Origin of the sequence: uncultured Sphingomonas sp. (genome assembly GCF_913777625.1) — a bacterium.
Lineage (GTDB): Bacteria > Pseudomonadota > Alphaproteobacteria > Sphingomonadales > Sphingomonadaceae > Sphingomonas.
In genome coordinates this window covers 426,873-443,945 of the sequence record NZ_CAJYTI010000010.1, presented here as the reverse complement: position 1 = coordinate 443,945, position 17,073 = coordinate 426,873, and the positions used below count along the sequence as shown (strand labels likewise).

General features: G+C 67.6%; 22 protein-coding genes and 1 other RNA gene. 10 read left to right on the top strand and 13 right to left on the bottom strand.

Features of this window, described 5'->3' with window-relative positions; translation table 11 throughout:
* Positions 1-216 precede the first annotated feature (216 nt).
* A complete protein-coding gene (locus QZ814_RS07165; protein WP_294330457.1) occupies positions 217-1,092 on the top strand; it encodes an alpha/beta hydrolase in 876 nt (291 codons plus the stop codon).
* Positions 1,093-1,248: 156 nt separating this feature from the next.
* Here the strand turns inward: QZ814_RS07165 and pspF are convergent, their stop codons facing one another.
* Complete coding sequence (gene pspF, locus QZ814_RS07160) at positions 1,249-2,292, bottom strand: phage shock protein operon transcriptional activator (protein WP_294330456.1); 1,044 nt, start codon at positions 2,290-2,292, stop codon at positions 1,249-1,251.
* A gap of 399 nt (positions 2,293-2,691) precedes the next feature.
* Here pspF and pspA point away from each other — a divergent pair, with 399 nt between their 5' ends.
* The 9 genes from pspA (at position 2,692) to QZ814_RS07115 (ending at position 6,260) form a co-directional block, all read left to right on the top strand.
* Entirely contained in the window at positions 2,692-3,360 is a 669-nt protein-coding gene (pspA, locus tag QZ814_RS07155) for a phage shock protein PspA (RefSeq protein WP_294330455.1), read from the top strand.
* A 3-nt stretch (positions 3,361-3,363) separates the two neighbouring features.
* The gene (gene pspB / locus QZ814_RS07150) at positions 3,364-3,636 is read left to right on the top strand and encodes an envelope stress response membrane protein PspB (protein ID WP_294330454.1); all 273 of its coding nucleotides are present in this window, start codon (positions 3,364-3,366) and stop codon (positions 3,634-3,636) included.
* A 1-nt stretch (position 3,637) separates the two neighbouring features.
* Positions 3,638-4,009, top strand: coding sequence for an envelope stress response membrane protein PspC (gene pspC / locus QZ814_RS07145; RefSeq protein WP_294330453.1), 372 nt, complete (start codon positions 3,638-3,640; stop codon positions 4,007-4,009).
* A gap of 30 nt (positions 4,010-4,039) precedes the next feature.
* Positions 4,040-4,330, top strand: coding sequence for a hypothetical protein (locus tag QZ814_RS07140; protein WP_294330452.1), 291 nt, complete (start codon positions 4,040-4,042; stop codon positions 4,328-4,330).
* 11 nt (positions 4,331-4,341) lie between these two features.
* Complete coding sequence (locus QZ814_RS07135) at positions 4,342-4,671, top strand: hypothetical protein (RefSeq protein ID WP_294330451.1); 330 nt, start codon at positions 4,342-4,344, stop codon at positions 4,669-4,671.
* Between the two features lie 14 nt (positions 4,672-4,685).
* Positions 4,686-4,952: a hypothetical protein gene (locus tag QZ814_RS07130; protein WP_294330450.1), complete on the top strand. Its 267-nt coding sequence runs from the start codon at positions 4,686-4,688 to the stop codon at positions 4,950-4,952.
* Between the two features lie 196 nt (positions 4,953-5,148).
* Positions 5,149-5,433: a hypothetical protein gene (locus QZ814_RS07125; protein ID WP_294330449.1), complete on the top strand. Its 285-nt coding sequence runs from the start codon at positions 5,149-5,151 to the stop codon at positions 5,431-5,433.
* A gap of 24 nt (positions 5,434-5,457) precedes the next feature.
* Positions 5,458-5,706, top strand: coding sequence for a hypothetical protein (locus QZ814_RS07120; protein WP_294330448.1), 249 nt, complete (start codon positions 5,458-5,460; stop codon positions 5,704-5,706).
* 149 nt (positions 5,707-5,855) lie between these two features.
* Positions 5,856-6,260 carry a SufE family protein gene (locus tag QZ814_RS07115; protein ID WP_294330447.1) on the top strand — a complete coding sequence of 135 codons (405 nt, stop codon included), beginning with the start codon at positions 5,856-5,858 and terminating at the stop codon, positions 6,258-6,260.
* Positions 6,261-6,437: 177 nt separating this feature from the next.
* Here the strand turns inward: QZ814_RS07115 and QZ814_RS07110 are convergent, their stop codons facing one another.
* The 12 genes from QZ814_RS07110 to QZ814_RS07055 all read right to left on the bottom strand — a co-directional run bounded on the left by QZ814_RS07110 (position 6,438) and on the right by QZ814_RS07055 (position 17,023).
* Entirely contained in the window at positions 6,438-6,737 is a 300-nt protein-coding gene (locus tag QZ814_RS07110) for a (2Fe-2S) ferredoxin domain-containing protein (protein WP_294330446.1), read from the bottom strand.
* Positions 6,734-7,270 carry a J domain-containing protein gene (locus QZ814_RS07105; RefSeq protein ID WP_294330445.1) on the bottom strand — a complete coding sequence of 179 codons (537 nt, stop codon included), beginning with the start codon at positions 7,268-7,270 and terminating at the stop codon, positions 6,734-6,736. Before QZ814_RS07105 ends, QZ814_RS07110 begins: the two co-directional genes overlap by 4 nt.
* A 181-nt stretch (positions 7,271-7,451) precedes the next feature.
* Positions 7,452-7,830, bottom strand: an RNA gene (gene rnpB, locus QZ814_RS07100) — RNase P RNA component class A.
* A gap of 40 nt (positions 7,831-7,870) precedes the next feature.
* Entirely contained in the window at positions 7,871-8,455 is a 585-nt protein-coding gene (locus QZ814_RS07095) for a hypothetical protein (protein WP_294330499.1), read from the bottom strand.
* 100 nt (positions 8,456-8,555) lie between these two features.
* On the bottom strand, positions 8,556-9,257 hold the full coding sequence (locus QZ814_RS07090; protein WP_294330444.1) for an N-acetylmuramoyl-L-alanine amidase: 702 nt from the start codon (positions 9,255-9,257) through the stop codon (positions 8,556-8,558).
* Positions 9,258-9,298: 41 nt separating this feature from the next.
* Positions 9,299-10,150, bottom strand: coding sequence for a protein-glutamate O-methyltransferase CheR (locus QZ814_RS07085; protein ID WP_294330443.1), 852 nt, complete (start codon positions 10,148-10,150; stop codon positions 9,299-9,301).
* The gene (gene cheB, locus QZ814_RS07080) at positions 10,147-11,232 is read right to left on the bottom strand and encodes a chemotaxis-specific protein-glutamate methyltransferase CheB (RefSeq protein ID WP_294330442.1); all 1,086 of its coding nucleotides are present in this window, start codon (positions 11,230-11,232) and stop codon (positions 10,147-10,149) included. Before cheB ends, QZ814_RS07085 begins: the two co-directional genes overlap by 4 nt.
* A 26-nt stretch (positions 11,233-11,258) precedes the next feature.
* On the bottom strand, positions 11,259-11,624 hold the full coding sequence (locus QZ814_RS07075; RefSeq protein ID WP_294330441.1) for a response regulator: 366 nt from the start codon (positions 11,622-11,624) through the stop codon (positions 11,259-11,261).
* 76 nt (positions 11,625-11,700) lie between these two features.
* The gene (locus QZ814_RS07070) at positions 11,701-12,129 is read right to left on the bottom strand and encodes a chemotaxis protein CheW (protein ID WP_294330440.1); all 429 of its coding nucleotides are present in this window, start codon (positions 12,127-12,129) and stop codon (positions 11,701-11,703) included.
* Positions 12,129-14,444, bottom strand: coding sequence for a chemotaxis protein CheW (locus tag QZ814_RS07065; protein ID WP_294330439.1), 2,316 nt, complete (start codon positions 14,442-14,444; stop codon positions 12,129-12,131). Before QZ814_RS07065 ends, QZ814_RS07070 begins: the two co-directional genes overlap by 1 nt.
* 100 nt (positions 14,445-14,544) lie before the next feature.
* Complete coding sequence (locus QZ814_RS07060) at positions 14,545-16,293, bottom strand: transferrin-binding protein-like solute binding protein (protein WP_294330438.1); 1,749 nt, start codon at positions 16,291-16,293, stop codon at positions 14,545-14,547.
* Positions 16,294-16,378: 85 nt separating this feature from the next.
* On the bottom strand, positions 16,379-17,023 hold the full coding sequence (locus tag QZ814_RS07055; protein ID WP_294330437.1) for a histidine phosphotransferase family protein: 645 nt from the start codon (positions 17,021-17,023) through the stop codon (positions 16,379-16,381).
* Positions 17,024-17,073: the final 50 nt, after the last annotated feature.

The following is a 17,073-nucleotide window of genomic DNA, read 5'->3' as shown; positions in this document are numbered from 1 at the left end:
AGAATAATGAGAAAAAGAGTCGCATCTTCACCCCCCGGTGTTGAGATGGTTCGGCAACGCCCCGGCTGCTTGGCCGGTGGCGCGCATTGCTGCGACCCAGCGCCTTGCATAACATGATTCGCTGCAGCTGCGAAACGGAACCGGCATCCCTCGCCGACCCGGCGCCTTTGCCCTATCCTGACTCCGCATTTTGCCGGCCATAGAAAGGATCGCTGCATGCTTCGGCCCATCGTCGCCCTGTTGCTGCTCGGCGCGGCGACACCCGCACTTGCCCAGACCGACGCACGCGCGGTGCTCAACCTCGCCAAGACCCGCTTGCCCGCGCCGGCGCTGGTCGCCAGGTACGGCAGCGATCCGCTGCAAAAGGGCGAGCTGCGCCTGCCCAAGGGCAAGGGCCCCTTCCCGGTCGCGGTGGTGATCCATGGCGGCTGCTGGAGCGCCACGATCGAGGACTGGCAGGGCACCGCCCCGCTCGCGGAGGCGCTGGCGGCGCGCGGGATCGCGACGTGGAACATCGAATATCGCCGCACCGGCAATCCCGGCGGCGGCTGGCCCGGTACCTTCGAGGACGTGGCGGCCGCGACCGACTATCTGGCGGTGCTCGCCAAGACGCAGCCGCTCGACCTCACTCGTGTCGCGGTGGTGGGGCATAGTTCCGGCGCGCACCTCGCCCTGTGGGTGGCGTCGCGGCCGAAGCTGCACGATCCGGTCGCCGGGGCGATGACGGTCCGGCCGGTGACGGCGGTGGCGATCGACGGGCCGGGGACGCTGGCCCCGTTCGTCGGCGTCGACGCGGAGATATGCGGCGCGCCTGCGATCGTGCCGTTCATGGGCGGCACGCCGCAAGAGAAGGGAGCCGCCTACACGCTGGCCAGCCCGCAGGACCATCTGCCGCTCGGCGTCCACCAGCTGGTGGTGCTCGGCGCGTTGGGGATGATGGTGGAGCCCTATACCCAGGCCGCCCTCGCCTCGGGCGATACGGTGGTGAAGCTGGCCCCGGGCGGCGCGAACCATTTCAACATCATCACGCCCGAAACGCCACAGGGGAAGCAGGTGGCGGACTTCATCGCCGCGCAGGCATTTGGGGAGTAGGCGGCGGCGGTTCGCCCCTCCCCCTTCCCCTCCCGCGAGCGGAAGGGGTGCGCAGGCTGTTGCGCTTCAGCTTCTTCGCGCCCTTCTCGTTTGCAGGAGGGCCTGTCCGGTTATTGCTAATCATTCTCACATTTAAATGAGAGCGATTCGCAACAACTACCCGCCTGCCCCGAGCAGATCGTGCCGCCGCAGCGCGTGCCGCAGCTGGTCGTAGGTGAGCCCCAGCGCCTCGGCCGTCGCGCGTTGGTTGAACCGGTGCTCCGCCAGCGCCTGGCTGAGCAGCTGCTTCTCGAATCGCGAAACCCGCGTCTTGAAGTCGCCACCCAGATCCGCCGGTTCGGGTGCCGCGGTCGCGGGCGCGGCCGGCGCTGCGGCCGTCTCGGCGGGCTTCTCCACGGGACTCATCGACGAGGCCATCGGCCGGGGACGATAGGGTGACGCGAAGGGATCGATCTCGATCCGGTCGATCGGTCCGCCCCGATCCCAGCGATAGACCGCCCGCTCCACCACATTGCGCAGCTCACGCACATTGCCCGGCCAGTCATAGGAAAGCAGCGCATCGAGCGCGTGCGGGCCCCAGCCCGGCCAATCCTGCCACCCCAGCTCCGAGGCCATGCGCCGGCCATAAAAGTCGGCCAGCACCTCGACATCGCCGCCGCGGTGCCGGAGCGGCGGCAGGGTCACCACCTCGAAACTCAGCCGATCGAGCAAGTCGGCGCGGAACGTCCCCTTCTCCACCCGGTGCGGCAGATGCTCGTTGGTGGCCGCGACGATGCGCACGTCCACCCGCACCGGGCGCGACGAGCCGATGCGGGTGATCTCGCCATATTCCACCGCGCGCAGCAGCCGCTCCTGCGCGCCCATCGAGAGCGTGCCGAGCTCGTCGAGGAACAGCGTGCCGCCATCGGCTTCCTCGAATCGGCCGGTGCGCGCCTTGGTCGCGCCGGTGAAGGCCCCCGCCTCATGGCCGAACAGCTCGGCCTCGATCAGCGTCTCGGGCAAGGCCGCGCAGTTCATCGTCACCAGCGGCTGGTCCCAGCGCGGGCTGAGGCGATGGAGACGCTCGGCGACCAGCTCCTTGCCGGTACCGCGCTCGCCGATCACCAGCACCGGGCGATCCAGGGCGGCAGCCCGGCTGGCCTGTTCCAGTGCGTCGAGAAAGGCCGAGGACTGGCCGATGACCTGGGTGATCCGCTCCATTCCCCAAGCTTGGCGAATTTTCCTAACTCTTAGCAAGCGCTATTTGCGAAACTACAATTGTAGTCAAAGCAGAAATGGCGGTTTTCCGCCATTTTCGAAAACTGGCATGCCTTCTGCAAAGATGGAGGCAAGCCCGATGACGGGCACCAACTTCAACCTACCAAGGTTCAGGAACACGACCATGACCAAGCAGATCAGCACCCTCCGCAACGCCTTCATCGCGGTTTCCTTCGCCTTCCTCGCCAGCCTGGTCCTGACCGCTGGCGCGGTGGCACCCGCGATCGCCTGAGGCGGCACGAGGTCTCCTGGCACTGCCTCCCTCGGCGGTGCCAGGGCCGCCGGAAGGGCCCCCATCCCTTCCGGCGGCACCCCCAAAGAACATACGAAGGAGCGCATATCATGGGTATCTTCTCGCGAACCCGCGACATCATCGCCGCCAACGTCACCGACCTGCTCGACAAGGCGGAAGATCCCGCCAAGATGATCCGCATGATCATCCTCGAGATGGAGGAAACGCTGGTCGAGGTTCGCGCCAGCGCCGCCCGGACGATCGCCGATCAGAAGGAAATGCGCCGCCACATCGCGAAGCTCGAAAAGCTCCAGGAAAGCTGGACCGAGAAGGCGGAACTAGCCCTCTCCAAGGATCGCGAGGACCTCGCCAAGGCCGCGCTGGTCGAACGCCAGAAGGCTGCCGACATGTGCGACCAGCTGCAGCAGGAAATCGCGGTGCTCGACGAAGCGCTTCGCGCCTCGGAAGAGGACATCAACAAGCTGCAGAACAAGCTGCGCGAGGCCCGCACCCGGCAGAACTCGGTCGTCGCCCGCCTGGAAAGCGCCAACAACCGCGCCCGCTTGCGGGAAATGACCAACGGGTCGAAGATGCAGGACGCCTTCTCGCGCTTCGACATCCTGGAACGCCGCGTCGATCTGGCCGAAGGCCGCGCCGATGCGATGGGCCTGGGCGGCAATCCGAAGACGCTCGAAGAGGAAATCGCCGAACTCCGCTCGTCGGAAAAGGTCGATGCCGAACTCGAAGCGCTGAAGGCCCGTCTCAACAAGGGAGCCTGACGCATGAACGACTTCCTCATCCCGGTCTTCGTCTGTGCCATTCTCTTCCTCGGACTGCCCTGGATCGTCTTCCACTACGTAACGAAGTGGAAGCAGGCCGGGACCATCACCCGGGAAGACGAGAACCTGCTCGACGACCTGTACCGCACGGCGCGGATGCTCGAAGACCGGCTGATGACGGTCGAACGCATCATCGCCGCCGACAACCCCGACTATCGGCCGCACTCGGCACAGCGCCCGGAGCCCGGCCCCTACGATCCTTCACGGAGGAACTGAGATGTCCGCTCGCACCAAATTCTATCTCGATCGTCAGAACCGCAAGTTCATGGGCGTCTGTGCCGGCCTGGCGGATTACACGGGCATCGACGTGACCTGGGTGCGGGTGGCCACCGTGCTGCTCACCGTCGCCACGGGCTGGGTCGCGCTGGGCTATTTCGTGATCGCCTGGCTCGCCAACCCCAAGCCGGTGGGCCTGTACGACACGCCGGAGGACGAACGCTTCTGGCAGGGCGTCCGCTCGAGCCCCAAGCGCTCCACCGCCGAGGTCCGCTCCAAGTTCCGCGACATCGATCGCCGGCTGGCCGACATCGAGATGTTCTACACGAGCCGCAACACCCGGCTCGCCGAAGAGATCGACAGCCTGCGCTGAGGCGCAGGCGGTCAACAGGGAGGCAAGACAATGAACTGGGGTGGTCCCGAATTCGTGATCGCGCTGATGGCGCTCTCCACCTTCGGGTGGCTGGCCAATAACTGGATCCGCGCCAAGCATGGATATTCGATCAGCGACGATCACGGCGAGAATATCCACAAGACCGATCCCGACGCCCAGCGCAAGATCGACCTGCTCGCAGCCGAGAACGAACGGCTCGCAGGCCAGATCACCCGACTGGAAGACCGGATTTCCGTGCTCGAACGGATCGCCACCGATCCCGCCGAGCGTACCGCCCGCGCCATTGACGCGCTGCGCTGAGGAGACGACCGATGATCGAAGTTGCCCTCGCCCCGTTTCTTCCCTGGATCATCCTTTCGGGCATTGCGCTGGGGTTCTGCGGGATCGCCGCGGGGATCTTCAGCCACTGGCTCCGCATCAAGCACGGCTATCCGCTGGAAAATGCCTGGGGCAAGTCGGTTTACCCGCAGCGTAACGACGAGACGATCGAGCGGGTCAAGCTGCTCAGCCAGGAAAACGGCCAGCTGCGCGCCGAGCTGGGTGCGGTGAAGGATCGGCTCGCCAATGTCGAACGCATCGTGACCGACGGCGCGCACCAGCTCGACCGCGAGATCGACGCGCTGCGCAACCGCTCGAACTGAAAGGAACGCACGCCATGCTTTCCCCCCTTCTTATCCCGATCCTCGGCATCAGCTGCGGCCTTGTGGCGATCATTGGCGGCGTCTTCTTCCGCCCGCTGTTCAAGCTCTGGGAACGCCGCATGGAAATCGAGGCCGGGATCGCCGCCGAAAAGGCCGCCCAGTACGCCGCCCAAACCCAGCGGCTGGAGCAGCGGGTGCAGGTTCTCGAACGGATCATCACCGATCGCGGCATGGGCCTTTCGGAAGAGATCGAGAAGCTGCGTGACGCGCCGCTGAACTGAAGAAACGTTTCCACCCTCTTCAAAGCAAGGAAATTTCGATGATTGTCATGCTCGCAGTGCTTGCCGCACTGTGCGGGGGAGCTATTGCCCTCGCTGAAAGCCGCGATCGCCCCCGCCGCCGCGCGCTGCGCGCCGCCCAGGCATCGCACGCAGGGAATTGAGGCGCTTCGCGCGCCGACTAGGGGAGTAAGGTGCAATGAACCCGTTCGAAATGGTCGTGGCCATCATCGTCGTGATCACGATCGGCAATGTGCTCAAGTCGCGCAATGGCGGCAGCCGGCGGCGGATGCGCGGGCTGGAGGGTCTTGAGGGGCTCGCCGAGCAGGATCCCGCCCAGCGCCTCGAAGCCGAGAGGCTCCGCGACGAGGTCCGCGCCCTCAAGGAGCGCGTCCAGGTGCTCGAGCGCGTCATCACCGACAACGAAAAGAGCCTGCGGCTCGATCACGAGATCGAGAAGCTGCGCGACAAGAACCGGATCTGAGCCATGTTTTTGGGAGTAACCCCGATGACCAGCGACCCGCAACTCACCATCACCCTCGCCGTATCGGGCCTTGCCGGCCTGGGCATGATCACCGCCGCGGCGCTGTCCGGCTGGCGCGGCTGGCTCGCGCTCAAGCACCGCGAGCTGGTGGAACTCCGCCGTCCGGAAGCGACCGCGACGACGATGCCCAGCCCCGCGTCGCGGATCGAGCTGGCCGACCTCAAGGAACGCATCCGCAAGCTGGAAGCGATCGCCGCCGGGGTCGACCTGTGAGCAACACCACCCCGCCGGCGGCGGACGCCAAGCCCGCCCCGGCGCCGGAGCGGGCACCCCGCCCCCGGCTCGGCCTGCGCTACGGCGCGGCGACGACCAAGTAAGCGCGAGGCTGGAAAAGCGCGCGGCTTGCGGCTAGCGCGACATCCATGACCAGCCTCGCCGATCTCCAGGAAGAATACGGGTTTCTCGACGCGGACGATCGCTATCGCTTGCTGATCGATCTGGGCAAGGCGCTCGAGGACATGCCCGCCCCGCTCAAGACCGACGCGACGCTGGTGCGCGGCTGCTCGGCCTCGGTATGGGTCTATCCCACGCGGACGGAGGACGGGCGGCTGCACTTCCTGGCGGATTCGAACGCCGCGATCACCAAGGGCATCATCGCGCTGGTGCTGCTGACCGTGCAGGACCGCGAGCCGGCCGAGATTCTGGCGACCGACATCGAAGGCGCCTTGGTGCCGTTCGACCTGAAGAACCAGCTGAGCTCGAACCGGACGCAGGGCATCCCCAACATGATCGCGCTGATCCGGGAAACGGCGGCGCGGTACGCGTAACGGCTCCCGTCTTCGCCTACGCGCCGCCGGGTTCAACCAAGTACATCGTCATCCCCGCGAAGGCGGGGATCCATTGGCGCCGAGCCCGAAGCTCCTGCCCCTAGCGCACAGGCCAATGGATTCCCGCCTTCGCGGGAATGACGGTGGAACATGGTGAGCGCAGTAGCGCTGCCGACCTTACGAAAGCCCCAGCTCGCGGCCGACCTCTTCCAGGTCCGCGCCCTTCTTCACGATCAGCCACTCGCGCGCCTGCGCGCCGTTGACCACCGTCACCGCGCCGCCGGGGCAGACGCCCAGGCACTTGGTCTCGACCACGCCGATCTCGGCCTTGCGGCCCTTGCCCAACCCGAACTGCTTGCGCAGCGCCTTGGCGAGCGACGTCTTGCCCTTGGGGCCGAAGCCGCCGCCGAGCTTCTTGGAACATTTGCCGCACACCAGCACCGCATTGCCCCAGTTGGACGCGACGAGCTGGGTCATTGCGGCTTCCACTGGCGCCGGTCCTCGGCGGTCTTGAGCACGTCGTACGCTGCCTGGATCGCCTGGAAGCGCTTGGCGGCATCGGCGTCGTTCGGGCGCACGTCCGGATGATATTCCTTGGCGAGACGGCGCCACGCGCCGCGCACCGCCTCGAAGGTCGCGTCGACTTCCAGCTCCAGCACTTCGAGCGCCTTCATCTCGTCGCGCGAGCGGCTGCCGTCGCCGGGACCCGCCCAGCTGTTGGTCGCCGAATGGGCATAGCCGTTCGCGGTGCGGCGCTCGTTCGCCTCGCGCTCGGCCGCCTCTTCGGCGGTAAGCCCGGCGAAATAGTCCCAGTTGCGGTTATACTCCGCGGCATGTTCCTCGCAGAAATACCAGCGTTCGGGATTGTTGGGAGACTTGGGCGCCGGCCGATCGCCCGGCTTGTCGCAGCCGTCGCGGTCGCACAGGCGCACGCGCGCGGCCTCGCGCTCCGAGCCATATTCGCGCCAGCGGGGAAAGCCCCAGTCCATCGATCGCGTGTGTCGCGCCATAGCCCGCCCAGATAGGCGCGGGGCCGGCCAAAGGCCAGAGCCACGCGCGCGTTGATCGTCCGTTTGGAAACGCGCCAAGGGGCGTTTCGCGGCACCAGCCCGCTCCCCCACCCGGCCACCCAACGGCAATATCATCTGGGTAGCCGGGTGGGGGAGCGGGCTGGTGCCGTCCCGCGAAGATACTGCCAGAGGATCTGTAAGCCGGGTTCTGTCCACCCCCGAAGGGGATAGGCGACCATTCCTCTAGGCGACGGATTGCTCCGCCGCTCCAGCAACCAACCCGGACGACGCGCCGGAACGAGGCGCATGTGCCGTCCCTATTCGGTCTTGCTCCCGGTGGGGTTTACCAAGCCGCTTCCGTTACCGGTCGCGCGGTGCGCTCTTGCCGCACCCTTTCACCCTTGCCCTTACCCCGGCGAACCGGGGCAGTGGGCGGTCTGCTCTCTGTGGCACTTTCCCTGGGGTCACCCCCGGCGGGCATTACCCGCCACCGTCGTTCCGTGGAGCCCGGACTTTCCTCCCCTCGCATCGCTGCGAGCGGCGGCCGCCCGATCCTCTGGCCCGCTTGCTCTAGCGCCTCGGGCGCGGCGCGCAAGGCGTTCAGCGTTCCGAGGTCGATACAGGCGGCGATTCCGGTGCGGGCGCAGGCGATGGTGCGGACGCCTCCACGACGGGCGGGGCCGGTGTCGCGGGCGCGGGCGCTGCCTGGGCAGCGGGGGCCGGCGCGGCGGGCACCTCCGCCTTGCGGGCGTCGGCCGCATCGGCCGCCTTGGCAGCATCGCTCGCCTTGGCGTCGTCCGTCGCCCTGGCCTGTGCCTGCTGGGCCTTCTTCGCGGCGTCGGCGTCGCGGGCCTTGTCGGCCTCCTGCTGTTGCTGCGGATCCTGAGGTTCCTCGGCGGCATCGGGCTTGGCCGGGCCCATGGCGGTACCCCAGGCCTGCACCTCGATGCGCCACTGGGTAGAGGCAGTGCCGCCGGCGAGTGCCGCACGCCGGTAGTCGGACGCGACGCTCACCACCTTGTCCGCCCCCACGACCCGGGCGACGCGGTGGAGCTCGGCAGTCGCCTCCGCCGCCGTGGGGGCGTTGACGATACCGATCCCCGGCCCCTTCTGGTCGCCCCGAACCACGCCGGTCATACGGACATGCACCGGGCCGATCGGCGTCAACTGCGGTCGAATCGACATGCTCACCGTGTGTACCTCCGGCGCGCAGTTCATCAGATTCCGCTTAGAATTTCGTAATCCATCATGGTTACCGGGCCGGCGATTCGCCCGGACGCTGGCCTCAGTCGTCGCCCTGCGGCTTGGGAAGCAGCAATGCCAACAGGATGCAGCGACATTCCATGTCGATCTCGCCGTCGATCAGTTCGGGCCGGAAGCGCCGCTGAAAGGCCGTGACCGCCGCCACCGGGTCCGTCACGTCATAGCCGAATCGCTCCAGCGCCAGCATGAAGCCGCCGTCCGGCCAGCCGGGATCGACCAGGTTGTGCGTCGGGCGGGGCAGCGCCAGCCGCAGCCGGGCGAGCGCGTGCCAGTTGAACAGCTCGCCCGGGTCCTGCTTGCGCGCCGGCGCGACGTCCGAATGGCCCACGACATTGCCGCGGGTGATGCCGTGGCGCGCCTTGATGTCGGCGACCAGCGGGATCAGCGAGCTCATCTGCTCGGGCGTGAACGGCCGATAGCCGAATTCATGGCCCGGATTGACGATCTCGATCCCGATCGAGGCGGAGTTGACGTCGTCAATGCCTCGCCAATGCGCGCGCCCGGCGTGCCAGGCGCGCTTGCTCTCGTCGACCAGCCGGAAGATGCGGCCATCCTCCTCGATGAGATAGTGCGCCGAGACCTGCGCCGCGGGGTCGCACAATCGTGCCAACGCCGCGTCGCCGCTCTCCATGCCCGTATAATGGAGCACGATCATCGAGACGGGGGACAGGCGCTCGCCGAAGTTCGGGGACGGTGCGTCGTGCAGTTCCAGGCCGCTGGTCATGCTCTCTTCTACTGCCCGCACCGCGCCAGGCAATCCACCGCTCAGCTCGCTGCGGCGAGCGGTGGCGCATCGGGATCGACCGCACGGTAAAAGCCGCGAAAGGCTTCGCTGGGCGTGAAATGATCGGTCAGGCCGATCACCGTCTCGCCCGCGCCGAGCACCAGCAGGCCGCCCGGTCGAGCGGCGGTGGCCAGCCGGTCGAACACCTGCCGGCGCAGCGGCAGCGAGAAATACAGCATCACGTTGCGGCACAGGATGATGTCGAACTTGCCCGGCGGGGGGGCGTCGGCGGTGAGGTTCTGCTGGCGGAACTGCACGCGCCGTACCAGTTCGGGCTTGGCGACCCAATCGCTTTCGACGCTGTCGAACCATTCGACCATGCGGCGCACCGGCAGCCCCCGCTGGATCTCGAACTGCGAATAGCGGCCCGCCTTGCCCCGCGCGAGCGCTGCCTGGGAAACATCGGTCGCCACGATCTCCGGCGGCATCGAAAAGGCGGCCGCTTTCTCCGCGAACAGCATCGCCAGCGACAGCGGCTCCTGCCCGGTCGAACAGCCGGCAGACCAGACGCGGAGGCGCCGGGGGCCGACTTCCGCTTGCATCGCCACCGCCGCCGCCGCGACCTGATCGAGCACCGACACGTCACGGAAGAAGCTGGTTTCCTGATTGAGCAGCACGTCCACCACCTGATCCGCGAGTTCCCCTGACCGCGATCCCAGCAATTGCCCGACCAGCGCATCGAGGCTGGGCAGCCCGCGCGCGCGCAACACCGGCTTCAGCGCCGTCTCGATCCGCCAGGCGCGGTTGGCGGCGATCTGCTGGCCGGTGCGCTGCTCCAGCAATGCCCCGATCAGCTGCATCGCGCCCCCGCTCGGCGCCACATCCCCGATCATCGTGCGCCTCCCCGGCCGATCAGTCGGCCGATTTCGTCCGGCGGCAGCACCGCGCTCGCACGCCCCGCAGTCGCCACCGCGCCGGGCATGCCCCATACCACCGAGCTTGCCTGGTCCTGCACCAGCACCTTGGCGCCGGCATCGACCAGCCGCGCGGCGCCTTCGCAGCCGTCGCGCCCCATGCCGCTCAGCACCACGCCCAGCGCGCGGGCACCGAACACCTCGGCGACGCTGTCGAACATCGGATCGACCGAGGGCATGCAGCCGCTGCGCGCCCATTCGGTGCTCAGCCGGATCGCCGCGCCGTCCGAGGTACGCACCAGCTTGAGATGCGCCTCGCCCGGCGCGATCACGATCCGCCCGGGCCGGACCCGCATACGGTCTTCCGCCACGTCGCACGGCCGGCCGCCGAGCACGGAAAGCTGGGCGGCGAAATAGCCCATGAAGCTGGGTGGCAGATGCTGCGTCACCAGGATCGGCAACTGGAAGCCGGCCGGAATCTCGCGGAACAACTGGCTGAGCGCGTGAATGCCGCCGGTCGACGCTCCGATCGCGACGACCTGGATGCCATCGAGCTGCACGCCCGCGCTTGCCGGGCGGAGCGGCGGCGGGGCAGGAACCACGCCAGGCTGCCCGCCGGGCGCGGCAAGCAGCCTCGAAAGCCGGTCCTCCAGCACCTCCGCAAAGCGGCCGCCGAACGCGCCCACGCCCGGCTTCACCAGCGTATCCGCCGCGCCCAGCGCCAGCGCCTGGAGCGTGGTTGCCGCGCCCTCGTCTGCGGAGGAGGAAACGATCAGCACCTTGGCACCCTGGCCCGCCGCCACGACGTCCGGCAGCGCGGTGAGGCCGTCGATCCCCGGCATCGCGATGTCGAGGAGGATGATGTCGACCTGCACCCGCCCGAGAAAGTCGAGCGCGGCCCGCACGTCGCCTAGCGCTGCGGCGACCTGGAATCGCCGCGTGCCTTCGATCATCCGGGTGAGCACCGAGCGCGCGACGACCGAGTCGTCGACGATCAGCACGCGCCCCTGCGGCGCGGACGCTGCCGGATCGGGAAGATGGGGGGATGGCTGGCTCGTCACGCGGGCGCGCTCCGGCGAGGGGAAGGTCAGGCGACGCCTACGATCTGCAGCTTGCTTTCCAGCGTCTCGCGATCGAAGGGCTTCATCACATATTCGTCAGCGCCCGCTTCGATGGCGGCGCGGATATAGGCCATGCCGTTCTCGGTGGTGCAGAACACCACCTTGGGCCGCTGTTCGAGGCTGGAATTCTTCAGCGCGCGGAGAAAGTCCATGCCGCTCATCACCGGCATGTTCCAGTCGAGCAGCACCACGTCGGGCGGCGAGGCAAGGCACGAATCCAGTGCTTCGCGACCGTCCCCTGCTTCGCGGACTTCGAAATCGAGCGTCTCGAGAATATGCCGGGCGACTTTTCGAATGACCTTCGAATCGTCCACGACGAGGCAAGTCTTCATGGTCCCTGGTCCCCTGGCAGGCGTCTTTGTCCTTTGACAATAAGGACCAGACGTAAGTTTCGCGTTAATCCCGGGGTCAGGAAAGCAGTGCCGAGGCGGGTACCAGCGCGGCGAGATCGACGACGAGGATCGGTTCGCCGTCCCGCTCGACCACGCCGCGCGCCGCCGCCCGCCAGTTGCCGTCGAGCGCGATTCCCGCAGCCAGCGGGCGCAGTTCGAAGGGCGCGACGTCGTCCAGCGTGTCGACCAGCATCGCGTAATGATGACCATCGATCTGGGTGATCACCGCGCGCTTGGCGAGCGTGCAGCCCTCCAGCCCCAGCGCGGCTTCGGTGTCCACGACCGTCACCACCCGGCTGCGCAGCGCCGCCAGCCCGCGCACCGGCTTGGCGGCGCGCGGCACCGCCGTCACCTCGCCGATATCGACGACCGATTCGACCTGATCGGAATCGATCGCCACGGTGCGCCCGGCGACATCGGCGATCAGATAGAGTTGCTGCGCCATCACCGCCCTCCCCGCTGCGCCACCTGCGCCTCCAGGGCAAACAACAGCCCGGCGCGATCGTAGCGATAGACGCTGTCGTCGCCCGGCTCGGCCTGGCGTTTGCGCCGCAGCCGCACCACCGGCGCGGTGCGCACCGGCGGCTCGGCCGCATCGGCGGCGAGCACCACCGCCGGCGTCTCGCCCGGCGCCAGCGTCGTGGCGACCCGGTAGCCCGCCGTCTCCAGCAGCGGCCGCACGAAGGTGGCGAGCCAACCGTCCCTGTCGCCCGCCAACAGGCAGAGCGGGGCGTCGGGTGCCGCCACCCGATCGACATGCGCATCGAACACCCACAGCACGTCGAGCAGTTCGACCTGCTCGCCCTCGATCAGCGCGACCCCTGCGGCCGGGCCCGGCGTCCGCGCGGGTGCGATCTCGGCTGGCAGAGTGACGATCTCGATCGCAGAATCGATGGCGTAGGCGACCTCGGCGTCTTCGTCCTTCAACCGCAGCACGCTCAGCTTCTCGCGCCCGTCGAGGTGGCCCTGCATCGCCAGCGGCAGAATGCGGCCTTCGATCGCCAGCCGGGCACTGCCGGCAGCGTGCCGCACCTGCGCGGCGGAGATCTGCTCCACCCGGTCGACCGCCGCCAGCGGCACCGCGCGGCGGACGCCATCGAGGTCGTCGAACAACAGCGCCGGCAGCCCCGGTGCCTCGGGCGTCTCCACGGCATCGCCGAACGCTTCGCTCAGGTCGCGACTGAAATCGAGGCCCGCGACCCGCGCAAGCCCGGCGCAATCGAGCAGCAGCATCGGCAGCCCCGAGTCGGGCAGCGTCTGCCCGGCATAGATCCCGGCTGCCATCACCGCCGGCGAGGCGGGCTTGATCACCAGTTCCTCATTGTCGAGCACGCTGTCGACGGCGAGCGCATAGCTCCCCGCCCCCACACCGACGATCACCAGCATCCGGGGGCCGCCCTGCCCCTCCCGCCGCACATCGATGAGGCTGCCCAGATCGAGCAGCGGCATCCGCCGCGCGCGCACGGTGGCGATCGGCGTGCCGCCCAGCAGGTCGATGCGGATCGCCTCGCCGCGCTCGCTGACGATCTCCTCGATCGACTGGCGCGGAATGGCGAAGCGCTGGCGCCCGGCCGCGACGATGATCGCCGAGATGATCGACAGCGTCAGCGGCACATGGATGGCGATGCGCAGGCCCTTGCCCGGTACATTGTCCAGCGTGACACGGCCGCCGATCTGATCGATGCTGGCCTTGACCACATCCATGCCGACGCCGCGTCCGCTGATCTCGGAGACGGTGTCCTTGCTCGACAGGCCGGGGTGGAACATCAGTTCCAGCTTCGCCGCCTCGGGCAAGGCATGAAGTTCGCGTTCGGAGCGCACGCCGCTCGCCGCCAGCTTGGCGATCAGCCGGTCGATATCGACACCGCGGCCGTCATCGGCGATCTCGATGATGATCTGGTTGCCCGATTGGCGCGCCGAGACGCTGAGCCGCCCGGCCTCGCGCTTCCCGAGTGCGCGCCGATCCGCCGGCGCCTCGATGCCATGGTCGATCGCGTTGCGGATGATGTGGACCAGCGGATCGCGCATCACCTCGATCATCTCGCGATCGAGCTCGACGTCCGCCCCTTCGACCTGCAGCGCCACCGACTTGCCGAGCCCCGCGGCGGTGTCGCGCACCATGCGTGGCAGCGGCGAGAACAGCGCATCGATCTTCTGCATGCGCGTACGGGTGACGGTGTCGCGCATCTCGCCGACGGTGAGCGACAGCCGCTCCAGCGCCGCCTCCACCGCCGGATCGAGTTCGCGCATCCGCAGCCGGCGGGCCAGTTCGTTGCGGGCGAGCACCATCTCGGACATGCCGCTCATCATCCGGTCGAGCAGGTCGACGCCCAGCCGCACGCTGCGCGACGGCGCGCGCTGGGCAACGGGAGTCGGCAGCTGGATCTCCTCCGAACCCTCGGCGAGCGCTGCGATCAGCAGTTCCTCGCCGCTGTCGTCGAGCGCCGCGCCGGCGTCGATCGCCTCGACGATCTCGCCGATCCGGTCGACCACGGCGAGCACGGCATTGACCAGCGACCGGTCCGGCACGCGATTGCCGTCGCGGACCTGGGCGAGCACGTCCTCGGCGGCATGGGCGAGCCGCTCCAGCCGCGGCAGGTCGAGAAAGCCGCAACTGCCTTTCACCGTGTGGACGAAACGGAAAATGGCATCGAGCCGCGCCCGGTCGTCGGGCTGCGACTCCCAGGCGACGATTTCGCCCGAAAGCGCCTCGAGCGTCTCGCGCGTCTCGGCGATGAAGTCCTGCAGCAGGTCGTCCATGGGGCCCCGGTGGAAATTTCCAGGCGCCACCATGGCGGGCGAGGGTTAATTCCGGGTTATGGTACTGCCGACGGAGCAGCCCATCGCTTCCAATCGACCGTCAGCGTTGCTTCGCCAGCGCCACGCCTGTGACCTGCAGCGTAGCAGGGTCGGAGCGCGAGCCCGTCGCGAAGTAAAACGGGGCGCCGACCTCCTGTGCTGCGGGCCCGTAGAAGATCGGCGCGATCATTCCATCGAGCGTACCGTCGATGTTCGTGCGCGTGAACGCCCCCTGATACAGAGTACCGTTGAACGTCGCCTTCCCCAGGTCGCGGCTGCTACCGTTCGGCGAACGTCCGGTGAGGGCGAGCGCCCCGGAATAACGCGCATTCGTGAAATCGACGACGAAATCCGCGCCGCCGCTGATGTCGTACTGCGTACCGCTGACCGAGGCAGCAGCGCCATAGGCTACCCCCGAGAAGCTAGCCGATCCGGTTCTGGCCGCGAGCAATCCGCTAGGCGTTGCGATTCCATAGGGCTGGAAGTAGCGCTCGACGTTGGTGAAATCGACCGCGAGAGCGCGATCTGCCTTGGTCTGCTTCCAGGTAGCGAGGCTCAGATACGTGAGCTGCAGCTCGCTGTTTCCCGAACCGAGCTTGTAAAAGGACACCTCAACCGGCGCGCCTTGCACCGTGCTGCGATAGGTCGTGAAATTGGCAGGACCGTCCGACACGATATCCGCGGCCAGCGGCGTGTAGCCGTAGGCGGTGGGCGCAAACGTCGTGACGCCCTGTGGATCGATCACGACGAGCCCGTTCGATGCCGAGGCCTTAACGTCCGCATAGTCGGAATGGCCAGCCACTTGCTGCGTAAAGAATAGCGCCGACGTGCTGAACAGGCGCAAGCTTTCGCGAACGTTCAGGAGCGAGATGGTTTGCCCGGGTGCGCTGGCGTCCCGTTGGCCGGTCATCGCGCCGGAAAGCACGCCGCCCGGGCCGGTGGCTACGAAACTCGCCCCGATTTCGTCGGCCGCAGGCCCGTAGAATAGTCCTCGGAACGTTCCCGCGACGAGCCCGGCCTGTCCACCTGAATAGCTCAGATCGCCGACCAGGCCCGCGCTCGTGACGCGCCCGCCTGCCACGACATTCAGACTGCCGACGCGGCCGCCGCCCGTAATGAAGTTGAATTCGTCGACCGTTCCCGACGCAAGGAAGCTGGCCCGCGCGAAATCGACATCCAGCCCGCCGCGCCCTTGGATGGTGCGCAACTCCTGGCCCGGTGTCGTCAGCAACCCAAACACATCGGTGTTCCAGTGCGCGGAGCCCGAGGTCGGGATGGCGGCGGCATCGGTACGCAGACCGTAGCTGAAGATGCTGAACTGAGTCCTCTGGCTGCCGTCGGCAACGGTATTCCGCTGCCAATACCCCATTCCCACATAGCGGTTGCTGGTGCCGCTACCGTAATAAGGGGTGGTGACCAGGGTGAGCGCCTGCCCGGAAAGGCGATAGCGGCTCTCGCCCGGGACCGAAGAGGCCTGGGCACTGGTCGGGTCGAACAGCTGGCTGCTGCTCCCCGCCGTCACGGTATAGCTCTTGGTACCTGCATTGTAGCTGACGCTCACCGGGTCGTACGCGCCGGTCGAACTCGCCACGATACCCGCCGGCGTCGAAAGGACGACGCTGGTGGTGGCTGCGTCGCTGCTGAACGTCTGGCTGACGCGGAGATCGGTGATGTTGGAATTTGCCGGTGCCGATGCCGGGGGTGGCGCCGCCGAAGGCGATCCCGCGCCTGTACTCCCCCCGCCTCCGCTACACGCCGACAGCGCGCACAGCATACCGGCCACCGAAAGACGGGTGCCCCACTCCATCATTCACTACCCCCCAACCGTGTCGCCACGGCAAGTCGACGGCTTTTCGTTTTTCTGCCGACACTTCTACATCATTGCAACAATATGATCAGCCGAGGGGGAAGGATGCCCCAAACAGCAACACGTCGGACTCCGGCGGGCTGACCTGCAGCGTGCCGCCATGCTGCACGACCAGCTCGTGCGCCAGATAGGCCGCCGCCGCGCGCGGGGTGATCGGCGTCTCCTCGCGGCCGCCAGCAAGGGCGCCGCGCAGTTCGGGGTCGAGCACGATGCGCGGGCCGTCCGCGCGGATCACGATCTCGATCGCGCCGTCGGTGGTTTCCGCGCCGATATCGAGCTGGCCGCCGCGGATCAGCGCGTCGCCGCCGATCAGCGCCAGGTTGAGCAGCACCTTGATCGCCTGCTTGGCCATCACCGGCTCCTCGACCATCCAGCCGATCTTCACGCGGTGGTTGTCGCCGAACAGGCCTTCGAGCGCCGCCTGCGCCTCGCGGGTATCGACCGTCTCGCCGAAGCCGCCGGCCGCGCCGAATGCCAGACGGAAGAACTTCAGCTTGTTGGCGCTCGCCCGCGCGCTCTCCGCCAGCAGCTCGAGGCAGCGTGCACGCATCTCGGGGTCATGCTCGTCGGCGAGCAGTTCGAGACCGTTGTTGAGCGCACCGACCGGGCTCAACAGATCGTGGCACAGGCGCGAGCAAAGCAGGCTTGCGAACTCGGTAGGGCTGATATTCAAGTTTTGTGGCTCCAGCTGTGAATCCCCTTTGGCGCAGCAGACAAAAAGCT

What these genes read in the sequence shown, in the direction of transcription:
- QZ814_RS07165 (WP_294330457.1), top strand. Translation starts at nt 217, where the DNA reads ATGCTTCGGCCCATCGTCGCCCTGTTGCTGCTCGGCGCGGCGACACCC.
- pspF (WP_294330456.1), bottom strand. Translation starts at nt 2,292, where the DNA reads ATGGAGCGGATCACCCAGGTCATCGGCCAGTCCTCGGCCTTTCTCGAC.
- pspA (WP_294330455.1), top strand. Translation starts at nt 2,692, where the DNA reads ATGGGTATCTTCTCGCGAACCCGCGACATCATCGCCGCCAACGTCACC.
- pspB (WP_294330454.1), top strand. Translation starts at nt 3,364, where the DNA reads ATGAACGACTTCCTCATCCCGGTCTTCGTCTGTGCCATTCTCTTCCTC.
- pspC (WP_294330453.1), top strand. Translation starts at nt 3,638, where the DNA reads ATGTCCGCTCGCACCAAATTCTATCTCGATCGTCAGAACCGCAAGTTC.
- QZ814_RS07140 (WP_294330452.1), top strand. Translation starts at nt 4,040, where the DNA reads ATGAACTGGGGTGGTCCCGAATTCGTGATCGCGCTGATGGCGCTCTCC.
- QZ814_RS07135 (WP_294330451.1), top strand. Translation starts at nt 4,342, where the DNA reads ATGATCGAAGTTGCCCTCGCCCCGTTTCTTCCCTGGATCATCCTTTCG.
- QZ814_RS07130 (WP_294330450.1), top strand. Translation starts at nt 4,686, where the DNA reads ATGCTTTCCCCCCTTCTTATCCCGATCCTCGGCATCAGCTGCGGCCTT.
- QZ814_RS07125 (WP_294330449.1), top strand. Translation starts at nt 5,149, where the DNA reads ATGAACCCGTTCGAAATGGTCGTGGCCATCATCGTCGTGATCACGATC.
- QZ814_RS07120 (WP_294330448.1), top strand. Translation starts at nt 5,458, where the DNA reads ATGACCAGCGACCCGCAACTCACCATCACCCTCGCCGTATCGGGCCTT.
- QZ814_RS07115 (WP_294330447.1), top strand. Translation starts at nt 5,856, where the DNA reads ATGACCAGCCTCGCCGATCTCCAGGAAGAATACGGGTTTCTCGACGCG.
- QZ814_RS07110 (WP_294330446.1), bottom strand. Translation starts at nt 6,737, where the DNA reads ATGACCCAGCTCGTCGCGTCCAACTGGGGCAATGCGGTGCTGGTGTGC.
- QZ814_RS07105 (WP_294330445.1), bottom strand. Translation starts at nt 7,270, where the DNA reads ATGGCGCGACACACGCGATCGATGGACTGGGGCTTTCCCCGCTGGCGC.
- QZ814_RS07095 (WP_294330499.1), bottom strand. Translation starts at nt 8,455, where the DNA reads ATGTCGATTCGACCGCAGTTGACGCCGATCGGCCCGGTGCATGTCCGT.
- QZ814_RS07090 (WP_294330444.1), bottom strand. Translation starts at nt 9,257, where the DNA reads ATGACCAGCGGCCTGGAACTGCACGACGCACCGTCCCCGAACTTCGGC.
- QZ814_RS07085 (WP_294330443.1), bottom strand. Translation starts at nt 10,150, where the DNA reads ATGATCGGGGATGTGGCGCCGAGCGGGGGCGCGATGCAGCTGATCGGG.
- QZ814_RS07075 (WP_294330441.1), bottom strand. Translation starts at nt 11,624, where the DNA reads ATGAAGACTTGCCTCGTCGTGGACGATTCGAAGGTCATTCGAAAAGTC.
- QZ814_RS07070 (WP_294330440.1), bottom strand. Translation starts at nt 12,129, where the DNA reads ATGGCGCAGCAACTCTATCTGATCGCCGATGTCGCCGGGCGCACCGTG.
- QZ814_RS07065 (WP_294330439.1), bottom strand. Translation starts at nt 14,444, where the DNA reads ATGGACGACCTGCTGCAGGACTTCATCGCCGAGACGCGCGAGACGCTC.
- QZ814_RS07060 (WP_294330438.1), bottom strand. Translation starts at nt 16,293, where the DNA reads ATGATGGAGTGGGGCACCCGTCTTTCGGTGGCCGGTATGCTGTGCGCG.